Origin of the sequence: Litorivicinus lipolyticus (genome assembly GCF_009650135.1) — a bacterium.
GTDB lineage: Bacteria > Pseudomonadota > Gammaproteobacteria > Pseudomonadales > Litorivicinaceae > Litorivicinus > Litorivicinus lipolyticus.
Window position 1 is genome coordinate 1146649 of record NZ_CP045871.1, and the last position, 19799, is coordinate 1166447.

At 59.9% G+C, this 19799-nt stretch carries 14 protein-coding genes and 1 pseudogene; 8 read left to right on the forward strand and 7 right to left on the reverse strand.

Annotated features, from left to right (window positions below; all coding sequences use genetic code 11):
* Positions 1–32 precede the first annotated feature (32 nt).
* Positions 33–2801 carry a S8 family peptidase gene (locus tag GH975_RS05910; protein WP_153713637.1) on the reverse strand — a complete coding sequence of 923 codons (2769 nt, stop codon included), beginning with the start codon at positions 2799–2801 and terminating at the stop codon, positions 33–35.
* Positions 2802–3118: 317 nt separating this feature from the next.
* Here GH975_RS05910 and rfbC point away from each other — a divergent pair, with 317 nt between their 5' ends.
* Both rfbC and rfbD read left to right on the forward strand, forming a co-directional pair.
* Positions 3119–3667 carry a dTDP-4-dehydrorhamnose 3,5-epimerase gene (gene rfbC, locus GH975_RS05915; protein WP_153713638.1) on the forward strand — a complete coding sequence of 183 codons (549 nt, stop codon included), beginning with the start codon at positions 3119–3121 and terminating at the stop codon, positions 3665–3667.
* Positions 3664–4542 carry a dTDP-4-dehydrorhamnose reductase gene (gene rfbD / locus GH975_RS05920; protein WP_153713639.1) on the forward strand — a complete coding sequence of 293 codons (879 nt, stop codon included), beginning with the start codon at positions 3664–3666 and terminating at the stop codon, positions 4540–4542. Before rfbC ends, rfbD begins: the two co-directional genes overlap by 4 nt.
* Here rfbD and GH975_RS05925 read toward each other — a convergent pair.
* Entirely contained in the window at positions 4539–6797 is a 2259-nt protein-coding gene (locus GH975_RS05925) for an ATP-dependent DNA helicase (RefSeq protein ID WP_153713640.1), read from the reverse strand. The genes rfbD and GH975_RS05925 overlap by 4 nt on opposite strands.
* Complete coding sequence (locus GH975_RS05930; RefSeq protein WP_153713641.1) at positions 6794–8497, reverse strand: VRR-NUC domain-containing protein; 1704 nt, start codon at positions 8495–8497, stop codon at positions 6794–6796. Before GH975_RS05930 ends, GH975_RS05925 begins: the two co-directional genes overlap by 4 nt.
* A gap of 15 nt (positions 8498–8512) precedes the next feature.
* Here GH975_RS05930 and GH975_RS05935 point away from each other — a divergent pair, with 15 nt between their 5' ends.
* On the forward strand, positions 8513–9496 hold the full coding sequence (locus GH975_RS05935) for an MBL fold metallo-hydrolase (RefSeq protein ID WP_211365852.1): 984 nt from the start codon (positions 8513–8515) through the stop codon (positions 9494–9496).
* Here the strand turns inward: GH975_RS05935 and rimK are convergent.
* On the reverse strand, positions 9474–10397 hold the full coding sequence (gene rimK / locus GH975_RS05940) for a 30S ribosomal protein S6--L-glutamate ligase (RefSeq protein WP_211365877.1): 924 nt from the start codon (positions 10395–10397) through the stop codon (positions 9474–9476). The genes GH975_RS05935 and rimK overlap by 23 nt on opposite strands.
* A 69-nt stretch (positions 10398–10466) precedes the next feature.
* A pseudogene (locus GH975_RS12025) lies at positions 10467–10871 on the reverse strand (ATP-dependent zinc protease family protein); the annotation flags it as partial.
* Positions 10872–11023: 152 nt separating this feature from the next.
* On the opposite strand from GH975_RS12025, the gene GH975_RS05945 reads away from it, so the two are divergent.
* The 4 genes from GH975_RS05945 (at position 11024) to GH975_RS05960 (ending at position 17579) form a co-directional block, all read left to right on the forward strand.
* Positions 11024–12847, forward strand: coding sequence for a UvrD-helicase domain-containing protein (locus GH975_RS05945; protein ID WP_153713643.1), 1824 nt, complete (start codon positions 11024–11026; stop codon positions 12845–12847).
* A 63-nt stretch (positions 12848–12910) separates the two neighbouring features.
* Complete coding sequence (locus GH975_RS05950) at positions 12911–13489, forward strand: TetR/AcrR family transcriptional regulator (RefSeq protein WP_153713644.1); 579 nt, start codon at positions 12911–12913, stop codon at positions 13487–13489.
* Positions 13486–14484 (forward strand): efflux RND transporter periplasmic adaptor subunit, encoded by a 999-nt coding sequence (locus GH975_RS05955; RefSeq protein ID WP_153713645.1) that lies wholly within the window; start codon positions 13486–13488, stop codon positions 14482–14484. The genes GH975_RS05950 and GH975_RS05955 overlap by 4 nt, the downstream gene beginning before the upstream one ends.
* Positions 14481–17579: an efflux RND transporter permease subunit gene (locus GH975_RS05960; protein ID WP_153713646.1), complete on the forward strand. Its 3099-nt coding sequence runs from the start codon at positions 14481–14483 to the stop codon at positions 17577–17579. The genes GH975_RS05955 and GH975_RS05960 overlap by 4 nt, the downstream gene beginning before the upstream one ends.
* Here the strand turns inward: GH975_RS05960 and GH975_RS05965 are convergent, their stop codons facing one another.
* Complete coding sequence (locus GH975_RS05965) at positions 17580–19016, reverse strand: FAD-linked oxidase C-terminal domain-containing protein (RefSeq protein WP_153713647.1); 1437 nt, start codon at positions 19014–19016, stop codon at positions 17580–17582.
* Positions 19000–19419 (reverse strand): YbaN family protein, encoded by a 420-nt coding sequence (locus tag GH975_RS05970; protein WP_153713648.1) that lies wholly within the window; start codon positions 19417–19419, stop codon positions 19000–19002. The genes GH975_RS05965 and GH975_RS05970 overlap by 17 nt, the downstream gene beginning before the upstream one ends.
* Before the next feature lie 153 nt (positions 19420–19572).
* Between GH975_RS05970 and GH975_RS05975 the strand changes: the two genes are divergently transcribed.
* Complete coding sequence (locus GH975_RS05975) at positions 19573–19788, forward strand: hypothetical protein (RefSeq protein WP_153713649.1); 216 nt, start codon at positions 19573–19575, stop codon at positions 19786–19788.
* Positions 19789–19799: the final 11 nt, after the last annotated feature.

Here is a 19799-nt window from a genome sequence, read left to right on the forward strand (position 1 = left end):
CGCCCGAGGGCGGCGTGTCTGTGCGGGGTTGTTTAGAAGCGGATGTTTAACTGAATGCCCGCTTCAACTTCGGTTTTACCGTCAATGCCGGTGTAGTTCGAACGCTGTTCTGCATAGGCGCTGATGCGGGTCGCAGAACCGATGTCGTTGTTGTAGAACACGCCAAGGTTGTATTCGCGACTTGCACCGGCCAGGTTGCTGCGGCTGTCTTGGTAGACCAGATTGCCGCTGGCATCAATGTCGGACGGCGTTCGGAAGTGGACGTCACCGCTGGCGATTGCAACCGGCAACGCAGCCACCACACCAAACTCACCCGCCGTTGTGTTGAAGCGTGCGCCGATATTCGCGGTGTTCGAGATCACGGTGTCCGCGCCTTTGAGCATGGATTGCTGGTCGATATTTAAGGTGGTGAAGCCTGCGCTTGCGCCGCCAAATACCGACACTCGCTCGCTTACGCGGGTGTCGAAGTTGTAGCCCAGGTATCCAGTGGTGGCACCGTTAATGCGCATCAAATCGCTGTCGGCGGTGTTGCCAAGAAACGTCCCCGTTTCGGTCATGTAGCCCAGGCTCAGGCCGTTGTTAAAATCGTAACTCAGGTTAATCTCGTCGCCGTTGTCGCTGATACCCAGCAAGGTGTTGCCACCGCCCACCAGTTGCGCGTCGGTGGCGTAGCCGGCATAGGCGTTGGTGTTGATCAAATCTTTATGGGCAACGGTGTGACTGAACGTCCGTGTGTCGACGGCAGTGACCATGCTGCTGGCATCGACATAGAAGTCGCGATCATAGTCGTCCAACACCATCAGCGAGCTCATGACCTCGCTCACCTGGGCGCCTCCACTTAACCCGATAGCGCCGAAATCATTGGTGGTGGCACCGTCCGCACGTCCGCTGGTGGGGATGGACAAGGTGCCCTGGGGGCTGGTCGCTTCGTCCAGGTCTAGCAACCCTTGGCCGTGACGGTTTGCGTCATAGTTGGGGATGTTCTTGTTACCGGTGGCAAGCAGCAGCTGAGCCAAGTTTTCACCCTTCATGTGAGGCCACATCTGATGAACGATGGCGACGGCGCCGCTGATCACCGGAGCGGCCATTGAGGTGCCAGATTTGACGGTGTAGCCACCACCGCTTTGGGCACTGGCCACGAACGAGCCCGGTGCCATCAGGTAAAAATCGCTGACGCGGTAGTCGCTGGTGGCACAGCTGTCACCGACGCACAACGTGCCTGCGGCATTGGAGAAGCTCGACAGGTCGTCAGTTTTGACGTCATACGAACCGGCAATCAGAATGCGTCCGCCAAAGGTCAGCGTGCCGTCCGAGTTTGTCTGGGTGGCGTAGTTGCCGGGGTAGGCGGAGTAGGCTAAGCCTTGGTTGCCCGCGGCGGCCACCATCACCATCTCGCTGTCGCTAAAGTTCGCTTTCATGGTGCTCAGCAATGAGCCCGCTGAGTCTTGGTTCAGGTTGTAATAGCCATTCGTCGCCCAGGCGTTCAGCGTGCTGTCGCTGCCCGGATTTGCAATCGAATAGGTGCCGTTGCCAGCAGCCGTGACGGCATTGCGGAACGGGGTGCCAAAGCTGTAGCCGCCTGATACGTTGGCCACGGCCGCGCCGGACTCGGACGCCCAGCCGAGCGCTTGGGCCATGCCCATCATGTCGTAGAAGCCCGACTTGGTGGCGACTTTACCAATAATTAGGTTTGCGTCGGGGGCAACACCGGTCATGCCAATGCCGTCCAGTGCCGCAGCGGCCGTGCCGGCGACGTGGGTACCATGGCCATTGACGTCGTCCATGCCTTCGCTACCGTTACACGCCGAGGTGAAGCACTGTTGATCAAGGATTCGCCCGGCAAATTCGCTGTGGTCGGCATCGATGCCCGTGTCAAGAATGGCAATGGTGCTGCCGGCGCCAGTCCAGCCGCGTGCCCACGCCTCCGGCGCGTTGACGATATCAAGGTCATTGCCGTACTTGCCGTAGCGTTCGTTGCTCAAAATGGTCGAGGCGCCAAAAAAGCTGTAGGCGGTTTGAAAGGCGTCAACGTAGTTTTGTGTCTGTGACAAGTTGACGTCGTCGCGTGCCATGTAGGCGTCGGCCGCGATCACATTTAGGGTCGGTGAGCCCTGGCCCGACACCACCTCTTGCTCCGGTGCGGGTTCCGGCGCGATGTCACGGGATTCGATCAGCTGCCGTGCGATTTGTGTTTCCTGCTCGTAGGTTGTCTCCACCGCGGACACTTCACTGTGGGTCTCGGCCTCGGTGCTGCCGTCGTTGTAATGACGTGTGGTGGTGGTTTCGACGACGGTTGTGGTCTTGACCGCGGTTTCCATGACGCGGGTTACGACCGCGTAGATGTGAATGGCGCCGTCGTCGGTTTCCTCGACCACCGTGTCAGTTCGGTCGACTTCGTAGGGTGCGCTACGAACCACGTCGTAGCGGGTGTCAACCGCGGTCTCGGTGCGGACCAATACTGGGGCCGCCGGTACGCTGTTAGCGTTGTCCAAAAATGCGGTCAATTGGTCCAGCTCTTGTTGGTAATCGTCACGCGTTTGGATCAGAAACCCGAACCAGGGTTGGGTGCTGTAGCGCTCGCGGTAACGATCGATGTACATGTCGTAGAAGTACACGAAGCGCTCAGTTTGCGCGATATACTGACGCGCCAGCTCGGTCTGCGAGGCGAAGCCGCCATCGTGCTGTTCAACCAGGGACGAGTAGTCTCTAACGGCAGCCTCAACATCGTTCGGCAATATTATGGCACCCGACACACAGACTGTAAGGGCGGCGGCAACAGCTGTTTTCTTGAAGTTTTTCATAGGGTTCACTCTCGTTTTCAATTCTGGGGCCGGGATAATCACGGCAAGTTTGTTGGTACTTCTCGGACACCCCAGAGTGTAGAAGTGGACTTTGGTACTATCGCCTCGGCGACTCACAAACGTGATCTGTGTCTCACAATTTGTGCGCCCTTGAGCACGTCATACGTTTGATTGGTTAGCCGTTTCGTTGCGTCAACGATTTGTCAGTCGGCCATGAGGGTAGGGTAAGCTGGTGCCGGGTTGCCCCGCTGTCCGATACCTCGTCCGCGGATCGGTGGTGCACTACCCATCCGATAAAGCGACAGTGGACATGCCCAGTGAAGGTGCTTGAAACGAACTTGCCAGGGGTCTTGATTTTTGAACCGAGGGTGTTCGGTGACGCCCGCGGTTTCTTTAAAGAGACCTTTCAGGCCGCGCGCTATCGCGACGCCGGCATTACCCAGCCGTTTGTGCAGGACAACCATTCGCGCTCTAGCAAGGGTGTGTTGCGTGGGCTGCACATGCAGCGTCAACACCCCCAGGGCAAACTGGTGTCCTGTTCGCGCGGCGCGGTGTTTGATGTGGCGGTGGATATTGACCCGGACTCGGCCACCTTTGGCGACTTCGTCGGCACGGAATTGAGTGAAGACAATCATAAACAGCTGTGGATTCCTCCGGGGTATGCACACGGGTTTTATGTGCTGACGGACGTCGCTGATTTTCAATACAAGTGCACGGACCTGTATCGGCCCGAGGACGAATGCGGACTTATTTGGAACGACGCAGACGTTAACATTCCGTGGCCCAGTCGATCTCCCACCCTATCGGACAAGGACAAAGCATTGCCCAGTTTGCGAACCCTTCAACAGCAGTCGGCCCGCGTATGAGAGTTTTGGTCGCCGGCGCCAACGGCCAGGTCGGTCAAAGTTTGATTCAGCGCAGCTCGCATGAATTGGTGGCATTGGACCGCGGTGCGTTGGACATTACCCAGCCGCACTCCATTCAGTCGGCGATTGAGCGCCACCGTCCGGATGTGCTGATCAATGCTGCGGCCTATACCGCGGTCGATCGGGCCGAACGCGAATCGGCACTGGCCGTGGCGGGCAATCAGACCGGGCCGGCGCTGTTGGCGGCGGCATGCGCAGGCGCGGGGATACCGTTATTGCACATCAGCACGGACTACGTGTTCGATGGCACGGCCGATCGGCCCTATGTCGAAACGGACCCGACCCAACCGCTGGGTATTTACGGCCAGACCAAGTGCGCCGGTGAAGTCGCCGTGCGGGCGGCATTGCCCGAGCACATCATTTTGCGCACCAGCTGGGTGTTCTCGGCGCACGGCGCGAACTTTGTGCGGACCATGCTGCGCCTGGCTGACACGCGCGATCAACTCAGTGTGGTAGATGATCAATTCGGTGGCCCAACCGGTGCCGATACCATTGCCGATGCCTTGCTCGGGATGGTGGACCGTTATCGGGACACCGGCGCATTACCGTGGGGCACCTACCACTTTAGCCAGTTGCCGCACGTGAGTTGGCACCAGTTCGCCTGCGAGATCATTCGCCAAGGCCGGGCCCGTGGACTGCTGGATCATGACATCGAGGTGTTGCCGGTGCCGTCCAGCGCCTATCCGACCACGGTCGAGCGGCCGAAAAATTCACGCTTGGACCGAGCCAAATATGACCAAGCCTTTGATCTCCAAACGCCAAGTTGGAAAGCCGAATTGGCCCAGGTTTTGGGCGTCTTGTCGGCCCGTTCCTAGGGACCCTCAATCCGCCACCAGCTCGGCAATAAGCGCCTGTTTTCATGGCGTCGATAACGGTCGTCCAACAGGTAAATGACCCCGGTGTCGGTCAAGGTCCGGACCACACGGCCGGCGGCTTGAACGACCTTTTGCAGCCCCGGATAACGGTAGGCGTAGTCAAATCCCTGTTGATTGTTCTGATCAATGCGTTCGCGCAGCAGCTCGGTCAAGGGCTCGTTGGCCGGCATGCCCATGGTCGTGATAAAGGCGCCGATCAAACGGCGGCCGGGCAGGTCGACCCCCTCGCCAAAGGCACCGCCCAATACTGCAAACCCCAAAATCTGACTGACCTCGCTGAAGTGCGCTAGAAACTCACTGCGCTGGTCTTCACTCATCCCGGCGGTTTGGCACTGGGTCGCAAGTGCCGGTGCCCGCTGCTGCACGGCCGCGTGCAACTCTTGCAGGTAGTGGTAGGAGCTGGCGAAGACCAGGTAATTGCCGGGTTCGGAATCGCACTGGGCGATGATTTGCTCGGCAATCGGACCCAAACTGTTGGCGCGGTCGCTGTAACGGGTCGACAGCCCCGGCGGTATCACCACCCGTAATTGGCTGGGGTCAAACGGCGAGGGCACATCGAGCACCCGCGTTTGCTCGCCAAGCCCGAGCATGCCGCGGTGGTATTCGGGCGGGCTTAGGGTTGCCGAGAACAGGGTGCTACTGACGGCATTGGCGAACCGTGGTGCCAGGTGTGGCGACGGGATCAGGTTGCGAATGGCGATTTGGGTGCGCACATTAAGCGCGTCGGATTCATCCAGCGTTACTTCAAGCACGCTATGGTCGGCGAACACATCGGCCAGACGAATAAAGGCCAGGGCTTCAAAATAAAACTGCATGTAAGGCCCGTCATGGCGTATCGCGGCGTCACCGAGAAAGTCGGTGACCTTAGAGACCAAGTTTTGCAGTGCTTTAAGCAGCGCCTCGGGAATCTCGTGGTAGTAAGCGCGGGCGGCGGTTTGGCGCGCGAAGCTGTTTTCCCAGGCCGGCATCAATGCCTTAAATGCGCCACGCAAGGCGCTTGGGGCCTGTGCGGCGGATGCCTCAAGCACCGCCTGATCCAGCACCACGCTGTACATGGCGCGGGCGCGTTCGACCAGGTTGTGGGCCTCGTCGACCAGGACCACGGCCCGCCAACCCGACTCTAGGGTGCGGGCGTGCAGCAGCGCTTGGGCATCGAAGTAGTAGTTGTAGTCGCCGATCACCACGTCGCACCATTGCGACATTTCCTGGGCCAAGTAGTACGGGCAGACGCGGTAGGCCAGCGCAATTTCACGGACGCGTTCGCGGTCCAGCCAACGCGCTTGGGCGGCCTCGACCCGGGCCAAGGGCAAGCGGTCGTAAAATCCTTGGGCCAATGGGCAGGAGTCGCCATGACAGGCCTTATCCGGATGCTCGCAGGCTTTGTCCCTGGCCACCAGTTCCAGCACCCGCAGCGGTTGCTCGCCGCGCCCTGACAGTCGGTCAGCCGCATCCAGTGCCAGCGCACGACCGGGCGTTTTAGCGGTCAAAAAGAACACCCGGTCCAGCTCGCCGCGGGCCATTTGTTTGACCGCTGGAAACAGCGTCGCCAATGTTTTGCCGATGCCCGTGGTGGCCTGGGCCAGTTGCGACGCGCCGTTGGAAATAGCGGTGTAGACCCCGCGCGCCAACTCGTATTGGCCCACTCGAAAGCTTGGGTAGGGGAAGTTTAGGCCCGTGCTGAACGCGTCGCGGCGGCGGCGGTGGGCCAGCTCCATCTCGGCCCAGGCCCGAAACGACTGGCAACTGACCTTAACAAAGGTCGCCAAGTCGCTGGCACTGAAACGCTCGGACTGGAGTGTCTCCTCGCCGGACACCACGTGGTAATACAGCACGCCAACTTCAATCTGAGAAAGGCCCTGGGCCTCACACAGCATGGCCCCGTAAAGCTTGGCTTGGGCCCAGTGCAGCGCGCAGTGGTTGTCCGGGATGCGTTCGATCGGCACGCGGTGGGTCTTGATTTCCTCCACGCGGCCGACCTCTGAGCTCCACAGATCACAGCGGCCACTTAGCTCGATTCCCTGGCACACCAGCGACAGGCTGACTTCGGGCTGCCAGTGGGCGGCGCGTTTAGCCGTCACCGCTTGGTGCCCACGTATACCGTCAATGGCACTTGGGGCTGGGGTGAAGCGAAGGTCCAAGTCGCCCAGTTTGGCGGTAAACGCGGCCAGGCCGCGGACACTGACGGGGTAGTTCATGCCCAACTCACGTTGACGACGGTGGCGTCAATGCGGTGATGATTAAAAAATCCAAGCCATGCGCGCTGGTGATCCTGAAGGGCGTCGCCGGGGCCTTTGACTTCAACCAGTCGGTAACTGCGTGCGGAGCTGTCAAACACGATCAGGTCTGGGAACCCACTTCGATGGCGCTTGATGTCATCCAGCAGCCGCCTGAAAATCACCGCCAGGTCGTCCGCTGGCAAACAGTCCAGCGCCAGCTCCAGCAGTGGTGGCGTTAGCACCGACCAATTGACCAGACGATTTTGAATGCCACGGCTGTGCTTGGCGCGTTGGCGGATCCGAACGCGGTGGCTGTCATCGTCCAGTGACGCGAAGGCCTGATCGATCAGTGTTTGGCGGCTCGACTCGAAGTCGCTGGAATACAGATCCGCTGGGGCGCTTTGGAAGGGATGAAAAAACGCGCCCGGACGGGGCGCGAACAGGGCGTCCCAAAACAACAGCCCGAACAGGCTGGGAAACAGCCCGTTCTCGACCCAAAAGGCCTGTCCTGAGTCAGCGGACAAGGCCTCGGCCACGGCCGTTTCGACACGCACGTTTGGGCGGAAAGCAAGCACCATTGCCTCGGTGGGCACGCTGTTGCGTGCGCGCGCCGGGGCTGGGTAACCGACGGCCTTGGCCAGCCGAGGCAAAGACTTGGCCACCGCCGTGGCTTCGGCCGGGTAGTGGGGACGTGCGACCACGCGCCGCGCAAAGCGGTAGGCCAGCGCCAGGTCACCGCGCTGTTCCAACACCCGCGCGATTCGGGGGCGTGCGTTACTGGCCCGGTAGTCGTCCAGGGCCAAGTCCCATTGACCCAGGCGCTGCCGCTCGCGGCCGCGGGCATACAACGCACTGCTACGGCGGCGTGACGCCAGTGGTCCAGCCGGATCGGCCGGCAGTGGTTGGAGCCCGTCCCACTGGCTAATTTGCCAGCACTGCTCGAATTCGACGGCGGATTCAAAGCCCGCACCGACCAGCTCGACGTCTTGGTAGCGCATGACTCCTAGCTGTTCGAGTACAAAGGTTTGCCAGTCATGGTACAGGCTGCCGAAAAAGGCCAGGCGCCAGCGATCAAAGGTGTCGCGGCAGGTCAGGCTAACCACCGAGTCGCTCAGATCCGGGACCCAGTCATCCCAAGGCTGATCGGGCAGGGCCTCATGTTGCAGGTGCATCAACAGATCACCTTTGCGAACCCCGGCGTCCGCACCAAAGCGCGCGCGCAGCTCCGCCGCGCTCAACAAGTCACCCAGCTCGCCCAGGGTCAGGTCGTGATCCAGCGACAGCCAACCGGCCTGGCAGCCGGCGTCGAGCGCATGAGCCATGTCGATAATTTCGGGGTAGTTCAGCTTGGGGACGCGAAAGTGCGCTTTTTGGCGCATGACCAGCCGCATCAGCAGCGCCTGGGTATCCGCCGGTAGCGTCTCAAACTCATCGATTTGCGGGCACAGTGCGGCCGCGTGCGGGCACTGGCGTAGCCAATCCAGCGCGCGCTGGAGGTTGTTCAGGTAATAGCGTTCGGCGGGTGGATCAATCAAAGGCAGTTGGCGACCGGTGCGTGTGTTTTTTAACAGTATCACGGCGCCCAGCCACAGGCCCAGCAGGGGTGGTTGCTTTTGTTGCGCACGCACGGCACGCTGAACGAAAAAACACTGCGTCCAAGCAAATGTTAATTTGCTCACAACATAGGCTGTCCCATGAAAATTAAAACATCTGTTATTGCCCTAGCGTTGCTATCCGGCGCTGTCATTGCTGCGGACGACAACCGCACCCCGGTTGAACGTGGCGAATACGGCCCGCTGGATCAGTACCCCGGCAACCCACTGTATTCGGCGCCGATCCAAGTCAGCGAGCACGTGTACAGCGCCATAGGCGCGACCCAGCCGGCGACCTTCGAAAACCACGGTCACAACAATAATCTCAGTTTCATCATCGGCGACGCCTCGGTAATGGTCATCAATGGCGGCTCGAATGATGAGTTGGCGGCGGCCTTGCACGCCCACATTCGGGCGTTGACGGACCTGCCGGTTGACTATGTCGTCAGCGAAAATGGCCAACGCCACGCGGTTACTGGTAACCATTATTGGCAGCAGCAGGGCGCGACACTGATTGGTCAAACCGATGCCCAGCATGAAATTGAGGATCGCGCCGGGGACTACATCGCAACCACGCGGCGGGCTCGCCAAGACGAAAATTATGCCGTGCACATCGTTGACTTCGACCAGACTGTCGACGAGGCCTTGACGGTTGATCTGGGCGGTTTGGCGGTCGAGTTGCGGGTGTTTGGTCCGGCCCATTCGCCCGGCGACATGGCCGTCATCGTGCCGGCGGACCAGGTGGTGCTGGCGGGGGACCTGGCGTTTCACGTGCGCATGCCGCCGATCTTTGACGAGACGGACAGTGCCGGTTGGGTCGAGACCTTCCGAGACTTTCAGGCATATGCGGCCGATATGGTCATTGTGCCCGGGCACGGTGGTCCGACTGATATGGCGACGGTCACCGCGGGCACCTTGGATTACTTGCTGTACCTGCGCGAACAAGCCCAAATCCTGCTGGATGAGGGCGGCTCGTTGGACGACGCCTACAAAATCGACCAGCGCCAGTATGCGCATTGGCATACCTACGCTGAATTAGCGGCGCGCAATGCGGGCCGTGTCTTTACTCAGATGGAGTTCGAGTAGCCTTGACGTCGCGCGCCGGGCCCAGCGTTCGGACATGACGTTCAATGTGCTGGATCACCAGCGACGCAATGTCCGCGCCGCTGGCCGCTTCGATGCCCTGCAAGCCGGGTGATGAATTGACTTCCAGCACCAGTGGCCCGTCGGCACTGTCGACTAAATCAACACCTGCCACGGCCAGCCCTAGCTGGCGTGTGGCTTTGCGCGCGATCGACATCTGTTCTTTGCTGGCTTTAATCGCCAAGGCCTGACCACCCCGGTGCAGGTTCGAGCGGAACTCGCCTTCTTGGGCCTGGCGCTGCATGGCGCCGACCACTTTATTGCCGATCACCAGCAAACGGGTGTCGGCCCCGGATGCCTCTTTGATGAAGCTTTGAACCAAAAAGTTCGCCTCCAGTCCGCGAAACGCGTCGATCAAGCTTTCGGCGGCCTTGCGCGTCTCGGCTAGTACCACGCCACGACCCTGGGTCGATTGTTGCAGCTTGACCACCACCGGGGCTTCGCCGGCTAGGTTAATCAAGTCGCGGGTCACCTTGGGGCTATTGGCAAACGCGGTCACCGGCATGGGGATGCGGGCCTGTGCCAAAATCTGGTGCGCCAACAGCTTGTCACGGCTGGCGACAATACCGGCGGCGTCATTCAGGCAATACGCACCGGTCGCGGCAAACTGGCGCAGCACGGCGGCGCCGTAGGCCGTCACCGACGCGCCGATGCGCGGTATGACCGCGTCAAACCGCGGTAGCACCTTGCCGTCATAGTGGACCTCGGCCATGTTCGAGGTGATGCGCATGTAACAGCGGTTGGTGTCCAGCACTTCAATCACATGGCCACGCGCCTCGGCCGCCTCGACCAGGCGTCGATTCGAGTAATTGCCCGGTTCACGTGACAGCAGCGCAATTCGCAGCGGTCGCTTGACCGGGCGTTTGCGGCGGGTGCCTTTGTACGCGCTGAAACTCAGGGTCGGCTGGACCAGCGAGCTATTCGGGTCGACCAGCATGTCTTCGCTGATCGCCGAGCGCCCCAGCAGCATGCGATAGGCCATGTTCTCGCGGTTGGTCAGAGTGACTTCGATCGGCCAGCGTCGATCGCCCATTTCGACATCCGCCTCGATTACGTAGCGCATTTCGGTTTGACCGTTGGAGCTGGTGACCTGGCGCTGATCGATTACGTTCGCCGAGCAGGTGATTTCTAGGGTCGGGTCTTCAGGGTCGGGCTGAATCAAAAAACGCACTTGCGGCTTGCTTGCGGGCCCAAAGGGTTCGATCACCGTGGCGTGCAAGGCCGATGTTTTGGCCCCGGTGTCGACCTTTGCTCGTATCGCCGGCAATCCCAATCCAGGCAGTGATAACCACTCTTCCCATCCCAATGTAAACGCCATGTTGCAGTCCCTAATTCAAAGTGGTTTAAAAACCTGAGCTGTATAGATCAATAGACTTGGGCTGGCTAGTGCCCAGGCGAAATCGCCAACACACCCTAGCCGGCTTGGCGGTGCTGGGGTAGGGTGCGTCTCCGCCACCGGAGACCTCGATTTTGGATTTAGAACAGCAGCTGCGTGCGCTTTTGGCACGGCGCGAACATAGCGCGATTGAGTGGCTTGACCAGGTCGCACACAGCTTTTCAACCGCACCGGATCAGCGTGGCGCCGTGGCTGAGTTCGTGGCGGCCTGCGAAACCAAGGGTGTGATCGCGACTGCCTTTTCCGATGCTGCACGTGGATTGGGCCAAGGTGGCGACAAGCGTGCCATTTGGCGCCAACTGCAGCGGGCCATGAGCGCTCAACCGCTGGCAATCGGCCAGCATCCGGCGACCGATGAGCAGCAACAAATCATCGAGGCCGCCTGTCGCGGTGAGCACCTGTGGATCGCCGCCGGCGCCGGCGCCTCCAAGACCTCAACCCTGGTGGCGATCACCCAGTACCACCCCTGCGCATCCCTTTACCTAGCTTTTAACCGTGGCATCGCCAACCAGGCCCAACAGCGCTTCCCCAATTGGGTTGAATCGAAGACCCTGCATGCCCTGGCCTTGAAGCACTTGCCCGAACACCTGCGCCAGTCCGATATGGACCTGTCCAACGCCCATGCCAGTCGTGACATGGTCATGGGGTTGATGGAGGCGGTTGGTGATCGCTGGCCCACGCGCGACATTAACGATTGGATCGCCCGCTTTGGCACCGATGATTCACCAGGCCGGGTCGGCGCAAACGAATTGCGCTTAATCGCCGGTCGGGCCTGGCAACAGCTACTGACCCAAGTCGATCCCATGCTGGCATTGCCAGCCTTGGCCGAGGGCATCGCCCAGGCCCTGAGTCTGCAAATAAAGACCGCTAAACAGCGCGTGTTTTTGGAGCAGTTGGTCGAGCAGTCGGCACTGCCACGTTTACTGAGTGAAGCCGGCGCGGCCGTGTGGCAGGACTTTACCGACGGCCGCTACCTGACTTTTGGTTTCAACGAGATGCTGCGATTGTTTGGCCTTAGTGGTCCGTTGCTGCCGATTAAGTTGCTGCTAGTGGACGAAGCCCAAGACCTTAACCCCTTAATGCTGAACATCATTCAGCGGCATCGCAGCGCCGGCGTACAGGTTATTTTAGTCGGCGACAGCGCCCAGGCTATTTATGGTTGGAACGGCTCAATCGACGCCATGCAGCGTATGCGCCACAGCCTAGACTGGACCATTTGCCAACTGAGCACGACCTTTCGCTGTTCGCCCGCGGTGACGGCCTTAGCTAACGATATTTTAGCCGCCAATGCCCACACGCTGCGTTTGCGTGCCGCGGGACCGGCGAGCCCCGCGCCCCATCAACCGGAGTTGGCTGCTATTTGCCGCACCAACGCCGGCTGCGTACAGATGATTGCCAGCTATGCCAATCGGGGCAAAAAGGTCTACTGCCCGAAAAAGCCCGACAGCTACCTGTTGTGGCAGCTGTTCTGGCTAAAGCTAGGCAAAGCGGACAAGGTCGAACATCCGGAATTAAAGCGTTACCCCAATTGGAATGCGCTGGGTGACAGTATTCGTGGCGATCAGATGGACCGGGACATGCGACTGGCCTATAAAATCATCGACCAGGATCCAGGCGATTTTTCAAAGAAGCTAAAGGCCATGAAAACGGCGCTGGTGGATACGCCGCAGCGGGCCGATGTCGCAGTGATGACGGCGCATGCGGCCAAGGGTTTGGAGTACTTAAATGTCCGTTTGGGCGAGGACTTCTTTGACGTGCTGGACGAGGCCGGGCCGGATGGCCGCGCCGAAGAGCTCAACATTCTATACGTGGCCGTCACGCGAGCGATGAACGCCATTACGGGCAAAGGTATGGCGGCGGCGGTGCGCTCGGCGATTGGTACCACGCGCGCCGGATAGAAAAGGCTTGTGCTCCGCAACAAAGTGAGTGAACATTCATTCACTTTAACGAATGCTAGCCAAATGACCACAACCCCCGACAAACTGTTGACCGCTGCGCTAACGCTGATCGCCCGCCATGGCTTTGATGGTTTTTCCATGAAAGACCTGGCCGGCGAAGCGGGTGTCGCGGCCGGCACCGCCTATCGGCATTTTACGGACCGCGAGGCACTGCTCGAAGCGGCCTATTTACACGTCCTGACCGGCGTTGCCCGCTGCCTGTTTGTGGCCGACGAACACGACTTGGATTTTGCCCAATACCAGCGCTGGTGGCACAGGCTATGGCGCCATTGCGAGGCCAATCCGACCCACGTACTCAGCCAATTTCAGTTTGAACTGTTGCCGCGTCAGCGCAGCGAAACGTTATTGCTCGCCAAGGCGGCGTTGTTTGCCCCAATTACCGATTTCTTTGATCGCGGTCGTGCGCAAGGCTACTGGGTTGACCTGCCCAACGACGTACTGGGGCTCTTAACCTTCGAGACCCTTGGCCATTTGGCCCTGCGCCAGGCACGCGGTGAGCATTTGAGCACCGCCGTGATTGAACAAACCTGTTTATCGACTTTTACGGCGATCAGCGCCGGCCCATTTTTGGAGAACCCATGAAATCCTTTGTCCTAGCCCTCACCGTTTTGGTCAGCTTGCCGCTGGTCGCCGCCGAACCGATGCGCGTCCAGGTCGAGGCGATCACCGCCCAGCCGACGGCATTGAGCACGGTGGCGTTTGGCGAGCTGGAGGCGTCGCGCAGCGTCACCATAGCGACCCAGACTGCCGGTACGGTGTCCAAGTTGTTGGTGTCCGAAGGGCAGGTGGTTAAGGCTGGGGATTTGCTGGTGTCGTTGGCCAACAACGACCGTGCCGCGCGCTTGACCCAAGCCAACGTCGCACTAAGCAGTGCGCGTGCGGACTATCAGCGTGCCGCGGCTTTGGTGGAGCGCCAGTTGCAACCACGGGCTGTACTGGACAATGCATTGAGCGCCGTGCGCGCCGCCGAAGCGGCCCGTGACAGCGCCCAGGTCGAGCAGGACCGTGCTGATATTCGAGCGCCATTCGCCGGCCGTGTTGAGGGCCTGACGATCGAACAGGGCAGCGCATTGGGTAACAACACCGCGATCATGTCGCTGGTCGATCAAGGTGGCTTTAAAGCCGTGGTCGACGTGCCGCAACAGGCTGTATTCGATTTGACGGTGGGCACCGAGGTGTCGGTGATGGTCGCCGGTGTTCGCCAGTACAGTGGGGTATTGGCGCTGATTGGCCAACGTGCCAATCCGCAGACCCGAACCTTTGATGTTGAAGTGGCCATTCAGGGTGATCTGAATGGGCTGCGCGAAGGTATGACCGCGCGTGTCGATATCCCTACCGGGCAGGCGACGACGCATTTTGTGTCACCGGCCAGCTTGTTTTTGGACAGTGCAGGGCAACTCGGGTTAAAGGCGGTCGATGGTAACAACCGGGTTACCTTTTACCCGGTCGAAGTAGTCAAGGCCGAGGGCCAAGGGGTCTACGTCGCGGGTGCCCCCGCGGCACTTGATTTGATTACCGTGGGTGGCGGGTTTGTCGCCACCGGCGTTGAAGTCGTGCCGGTGAGTGACGCCCTGTGAACGCACTGATCGATGCCGCATTCAGTCGTACGCGCACGGTCATCACCTTATTTGTGATGATTTTGTTGGCCGGAACCAGCGCTTATTTCAGCATTCCCAAGGAAGCCGAACCGGACATTCCGATCCCGATTATCTATGTCTCGGCTAGCTACGACGGCATCAGCCCGCAAGACGCAGAGCGTTTGCTGGTTAAACCCCTGGAAAAAGAACTTCAGTCAATTGAGGGGGTTAAGACCATGACCTCGAATGCATCTGAAGGCTATGCCTCAGTCGTGTTGGAGTTTGATGCGGGCTTTGATGCCGACCAGGCCTTGTTGGATGTGCGCGAAAAAACGGATGCCGCCGAGGCGGAGTTACCCGACTCGGTCAAGCCCAAGGTCAACGAGATCAACACGGCGTTGTTCCCGGTTCTGACCTTGGTGCTGTCCGGCGAGGTCCCGGAACGTGCGCTGATTGCGTTGGCCAAGCGTTTACGCGACGAAATTGAGGCGTTGCCGGGTGTCTTAGAAGTCGATTTGGGCGGCGATCGTGAAGAGTTGCTCGAAGTCACAGTGGATGCACAAACCCTGGAGTCCTACCAGATTTCATTGTCCGAAGTGGCCCAGTTCGTCAGCCTGAACAACCAGCTAGTCGCGCCGGGCGCGATGGACAACGGCGCCGGTCGTTTGGTCTTTAAGGTGCCCGGGATCATTGAAGACATCGAAGATCTGCTGTCGCTGCCGATCAAGGTCGACGGTTCACAGGTGGTGACGTTCTCGGACGTCGCGGACATCCGGCGCACCTTTAAGGACCCCACGGGTTACGCCCGATTAGGCGGTGAAAGTGCGGTCTCGCTGGAAATCAAAAAACGCAGTGGTGCCAATATTATTGCCACCATCGGCGCCATTCGTCAGGTCATGGCGATCGCTCAAACCCAGCCTGAGTGGCCACAAAACGTGCAGGTGTCGTACCTCCAAGATAAATCCGATGACATCAAATCGATGTTGGGTGACTTGGAAAACAACGTGGTCACGGCGATTGTGTTGGTGATGGTCATCGTTGTGTTTTTCCTCGGGGTGCGCTCGTCGATCTTGGTGGGCCTGGCCATTCCGGGATCGTTCCTGGCCGGCATGGTGGTCCTTCAAGCACTCGGGTTTACGCTCAACATTGTGGTCTTGTTCAGCCTGATTTTGGTCGTCGGCATGTTAGTTGACGGCGCCATTGTCACGGTCGAGTTGGCGGACCGAAAGTTGGCCGCCGGGGCCGAACCCAAGGCCGCCTATGCCGACGCTGCCAAACGCATGACCTGGCCGATCATCGCGTCGACCGCGACCACCTTAACCGTGTTTATGCCGTTGACCGTGTGGCCGGGTATTGTCGGTGAGTTCATGAAGTATTTGCCGATGACGGTGATCATTACGCTGGCCGCGTCACTGGGCATGGCGCTGGTATTCATTCCGGTATTGGGCGCGGCGTTGGCGCGCTTTCGCCGCGGCCAAATTAACGCTGTCCCGGACATCGCCGAGACCGGCTCGCTGTATAGCTTGGGCGGCTTTACCGGCGGCTATATCCGCGTTTTGGGTACCTTGGTCAATCACCCGGCCAAAGTATTCGTCGGTTTGTTGCTGGGCATCGGGGCCAGCTACGCCGCGTACGGCGTGTTTGGCCGCGGTGTTGAGTTTTTCCCCTCGATTGAACCCGAGTTCCTGCAAGTTCAGGTCCAAGCCCGTGGCGATTTTTCGATCGATGAGCGCGATGCGTTAGTGCGCCGAGTCGAGCAAAAAATGCTGAGTGCCGAGGGATTAAATTCGGTGTATGCGCGCACGGTGACGGGCGGCGGGGCGGGCAGCCAATTGCCGGCCGATGCCATTGGCGTGATTCAGTTGGACCTGATGGATTGGCAGGACCGTCCGCCGGCGTCGGAGATTATCCCGGTGCTGCGCGAGGCGGCACAGAGCATTGCCGGTATCCAAGTCCAAATCCGCGAACCGGAATCCGGCCCCGGTGGCGGTAAACCGATCAATATGGAACTGTCGGGGCTGGATCTGGTGGACTTGGCTGAGGCGGTTGCACGGGTGCGTGCACAACTTGAAAGCGTCGACGGCTTGGTCGACACCCAAGATTCGCGCCCACTGCCCAGCATCGAATGGCGTTTGGAAGTGGACCGCGAACAAGCCGCGCAGTACGGCGCCAATGTGGCGTTGTTGGGGTCCAGCGTCCAGATGATGACGTCGGGCATTTTGCTGACCGATTATCGGCCGGACGACAGCGAGGACGAAATCGAGGTGCGCTTGCGCTTCCCCGAGTACCAGCGCGATCTGGGACAGCTGTCCCGTTTGCGTGTGCCCACAGCCTATGGGGCCATCCCAGTTGAAAACTTCGTCACGCTGAAGCCTGCCGACAAAACCGGTCAAATCGAGCGTGCCGATGGCCGCCGCATTATGACCATCGAGAGCGATGTCGCCGATGGCGTGTTACCCGCCAAGGCGTTGGAGGACATTCAGGCGGCGTTGTCGGATGTCGAGTTGCCCGCGGGCGTGCAGTTAACGTTCAAGGGTGAAAACGAAGACCAAGCCGAAGCCGGTGCGTTTTTAGGCAAGGCATTTGCGACTGCCATTCTGGCGATGCTGGTGATCTTGCTGACTCAGTTCAACAGTTTCTACCAGGCCTTATTGGTGATGAGTGCGATCGTGTTTTCAACCGCGGGTGTGCTGCTGGGGCTGATGATCACGGGGCAGCCCTTTGGCATCGTCATGGGCGGGATTGGGGTGATCGCGTTGGCCGGCATTGTGGTCAACAACAACATCGTCTTGATCGATACCTACAACGAGTTCCGTGCGCGCATCCATGACCCACGCGAAGCGATTTTGCGCACCGCCGCACAGCGTATGCGCCCGGTGTTGCTAACGTCGGTAACCACGGTGTTGGGGCTGATGCCGATGGTATTTGCACTGACGATTGACCTGTTTGATCTGTCGGTGCTGGTCGGTGCGCCGTCCAGTCAGTGGTGGGTCCAGCTCAGTAGCGCCATTGCTGGCGGATTGACCTTCGCAACGGTGCTGACGCTGTTTCTGACCCCGTGCCTGCTGATGCTGGGCGCGCGCTTTGGGCGCTAGTTAAAAGCGCTCCAGCTCGGGGTGGGGGAACTGTCCGTCATGCACGTGCAATGCCCCGCCCTCAGCGCAGCGGTGCGGTGTCGGGATGGCCTTGCCGGGGTTAAGCAAGCCGGTGCCGTCGAACGCGCCTTTGAACGCGTGAAACTGGGCGTTTTCGGCTTGGCTGAACTGCAGGCACATGTAATCAACTTTTTCGATGCCGATACCGTGCTCGCCGGTGATAGTGCCGCCATGATCCAAACAGATTTGCAGGGCCAGCGCGCCCAGCCCGTGCGCCGCATCGGTTTCGTCGGCGGCCGCGTCAAACAAGACCGAGGGATGCAAGTTGCCGTCGCCGGCATGGTAGGCATTCCAGACCCGAAAGCCTGCGCGCTCCGCAGCCTCGCTAATCGCCACCAGGGCCGGCGCCATGGCGCGGCGTGGCACGGTGGCGTCCAGCACCAGCACGTCCGGGGATTGCATCGCCATGGCAGGGAAGGCCGCTTTGCGGACTTTCCAAAGGTGCAGTCGGTGGGCTTCGTCGCGACTGATATCCAGGCTGCTGGCAAGGGGTTCAAGGACCGCTCGGGCCTGGGCAATGGTTTCGTTGACTTCGGCTTCAACCCCGTCCAGCTCGACCAACACCATGCCACCGGCATCGTCCGGGAAACCGGCATCCAGTAGCGTGTTAACCGCGCGAATTAAGTTGCCGTCGACCACTTCGATGGCCGCCGGCATGATGCCCGCACTGAACAATTGGGCAACCGCATCCGAGGCCACAAACAGGTCGCTGAATGCCGCCGCAATGACACGCTGGACCGGCGGAACCGGGCGCAGCTTGACACACACCCGCGTCACCACGCCTAACAAACCTTCGCTGGCATGCATGGCGGCGAGGCAGTCGAGGCCTTCGCTGTCGAGCGCCTCGGAGCCGAATTGATGGACCTCGCCGTCACTGGTTACGACCTCGACTGCGCAGACGTTATTGACCGTCACACCGTATTTACAGCAATGAATGCCGCCGGAATTTTCAGCCACGTTGCCGCCAATGCTGGACGCGACCTGAGAGCTGGGGTCGGGGGCAAAATACAGTCCGTCGGCGGCGACCGCTTCGCTGATCGCTTGGTTACGAACACCCGGCTCGACCCACAATGTTAGGCCACGGCGCGTGCCCATCGTGCGCATGCGCGTGGTCACTAACAGCAGCGCGCCGTCGATCGGTGTGGCGCCGCCGGACAGCCCGGTGCCCGCGCCTCGGGTAACCAGCGCGGTACCGCTATCGCGGCACGCGTTTACAATCGCCACCACATCCTCAGTCGACTCGGGCAATGCCACCAAGGCAGGGCGCTGCTGGGCCGTCGTGTAGGCGTCGTTAGAGTAGACGCGCGTCGATTCAAGGTCGCTTAAAAGCTGGTCCGGTCGCAGGTCACGCCGAAGCCGATCAATCAGTGTTTGCATGGTTTCCCAATGGGCATTGAAGGTGGGGTCGGCACTGCGGCCGCGTCGCTAGAAAAAGAGACAGTGCGATCGCGCCCAACACAAGAACGCTGGATAACCAGGTGGGCGGCTGTGCCAGCCATAGGCTGAGTGACAAACTAACCCACAGACCGCCAATCGCAAACCCTTTACCACGCCGACAAATGACGCCGTGATCGGCGAAATCAGTCAAGGTTTCGCCCAGCCGTGGATGGGTCCGTAACCAATGCTGCATGGCTGGGTTGGTGCGGCTAAAGCACCACAGCGCGATCAGCCAAAACACGGTCGTCGGCAACAGTGGCACGACCAAGCCGATGGCGCCGGTTACCAGGCTGATCCAGCCGGCGGCCAGTAATGACAGGTGTTTGACATGTTTTATCTGCATAACTTTTAGTATCGACCAAAATCCGCACTAAGTTGAGCACGTTAGCGGAAAACCTTGGGTGATGGTATTGGGTGTATTGTATACGCACGTTTACTCATGGGGCTCAGGGCGCGGTACTGATAGCCTAAACGCCATTCTACGGAGGGCCCAACTGTGGACCGACCTATTGAAACTGCGATGATCTTTTTAGTAAACGAATTGGACCATTCGATTGCCAGCCGGGATTCCGGACGCTTTATGGAGCTGATCGAGCTGATGTCGAATCTGGATCCTGATCGGGCAAAATCGATCTTACACGACCGCCTGACCGAATCGGCTGGCTTATCGACCCTGATTGACTACGCGCGCTGCCGCTACCATATCGCCTGATAGGGCCCGGC